The organism is Streptomyces sp. NPDC059248 (assembly GCF_042753905.1).
GTDB lineage: Bacteria > Actinomycetota > Actinomycetes > Streptomycetales > Streptomycetaceae > Streptomyces.
Genome location: NZ_JBHYZV010000175.1, coordinates 1 through 1,985 on the forward strand (window position 1 = coordinate 1; position 1,985 = coordinate 1,985).

At 68.0% G+C, this 1,985-nt stretch carries 1 protein-coding gene; it reads left to right on the plus strand.

Features of this window, described 5'->3' with window-relative positions; all coding sequences use genetic code 11:
* Positions 1–298: 298 nt before the first annotated feature.
* Positions 299–1,985 (plus strand): beta-ketoacyl synthase N-terminal-like domain-containing protein (locus tag ACFXG1_RS33110; RefSeq protein WP_384745881.1); only part of this gene is annotated, 1,687 nt, incomplete at its 3' end.

Consider the following 1,985-nt stretch of genomic DNA (forward strand, 5'->3'; position numbering starts at 1 on the left):
GGGTTTGGTGGGTTCGGTGGTGTGGGGGTTGGTGCGGTCGGTGGTGTCGGAGCATCCGGGTCGGTTTGTGTTGGTGGATGTGGATGTGGATGTGGATGTGGATGTGGGTGGGTTGCCTGATTGGGGTGTGTTGGGTGGGTCGGAGTTCGGGGTGCGGGGTGGGGTGGTGTTTGTGCCTCGGTTGGAGCGGGTTGCTGTTGGTTCCGGTTCTGGTTGTGGGGTTGGTGGTGGTGGGTTGGTGGGTTTGGGTGGTGGGTCGGTGGTGGTGACGGGTGGGTCGGGTGTGTTGGGTGGGTTGGTGGCGCGGCGGTTGGTTGAGGTGTTTGGGGTGCGTCGTTTGGTGTTGGTGTCGCGTCGGGGTGGTGGTGCTCCGGGTGCGGTGGAGTTGGGTGGTGTGTTGGGGGGGTTGGGGTGTGAGGTGGTGTTCGAGGTGTGTGATGTGGGTGATCGTGGGGCGTTGGCGGGGGTGTTGGGGCGGATTCCGGTGGGGAGTCCGTTGGTGGGGGTGGTGCATACCGCGGGCATTCTCGACGACGGAGTCGTCACGGAGATGACTCCGGACCAGTTGGAGCGCGTTCTGCGTCCCAAGGCGGAAGCCGCCTGGCATCTCCATGAGCTGACCGAGGGGATGGACCTCTCACTCTTCGTCCTCTACTCCTCGATGGCCGGGTTGCTGGGCACGCCGGGTCAGGCGAACTACGCGGCGGCGAATACGTTTCTGGACGCTCTGGCGGCGTATCGCCGGGCCCGGGGTCTGCCGGGGCAGTCGCTCGCCTGGGGCCTGTGGGAGGAGTCCGGATCCCTGTCGGGAGGACTCGCCGAGGTCGATCTGAAACGTATGGCCAGGATGGGTCTCGCGCCCCTGTCGTCCGCCGACGCCATGGCGCTGTTCGACCAGGCGGTCACCTCCGATCGCGCCCTGGTCGCCGCGACCCGTCTCGACCTCACCCACGCGGGAGGACCCGACACCGGTCCCGCCCTCCTGCGAGGCCTGGCCCCCGGGGCCGGGGGCGAGGCCGGGCACCGAAGGGCCGGCGTCGCGCGCCGCCGGTCCGACGCGATGGGCCGGACCCCGTCGGCGGGACGGCTCGACGGGCTGTCGGCGGCCGACCGCCGACGTGCGGCCGCCGATCTCGTACGTACCCATGTCGCCGCCGTCCTCGGACACCACGACGTCCGGGGCATCCCCGGTGAGCGGGCCCTGACGGATCTGGGCTTCGACTCCCTCACATCCCTGGAACTCCGCAACCGGCTGACCGCCGCCACCGGGCTGGAACTGCCCGCCACCCTTGCCTTCGACCACCCTTCCCTCGACGCCCTCACCGCCCATCTCGTCGAGCGGATCCCGGCCCCCTCTCCGCAGTCGCAGTCGCAGTCGGAGCCTGAGCCGGCCCTTGCCGCCGCCCCGCGCCGACCGGACGTACGGCATACCGATGTCACGGACGACCCGGTGGTGATTGTGGGGATGGCGTGTCGTTTTCCTGGTGGTGTGGGGTCGCCGGGGGATTTGTGGGATTTGGTGGTTGAGGGGCGTGAGGGTGTGGGTGGGTTTCCGGTGAATCGGGGGTGGGATTTGGAGGGGTTGTTTCATTCGGATTCGTCGCGGGTGGGGACGTCGTCGACGCGTCGTGGTGGGTTTTTGTACGGGGCGGATGAGTTCGATGCGGGGTTTTTCGGGATGTCGCCGCGGGAGGCGTTGGCGACGGATCCGCAGCAGCGAGTGCTGTTGGAGACGGCGTGGGAACTCTTCGAAAACGCGGGCATCGACCCGCTGACGCTCAAGGGCAGCAGAACCGGTGTCTACACCGGTGTGATGTACCACGACTACGGCCCCGGGATCCGCGATGTCCCCCCGGACCTGGAGGGCTACTTCGCCAGCGGCACCGCGGGCAGCGTCGCCTCCGGTCGGTTGGCGTATTGGTTTGGGTTTGAGGGTCCTGCGGTGTCGGTGGATACGGCGTGTTCGTCGTCGTTGGTGGCGTTGC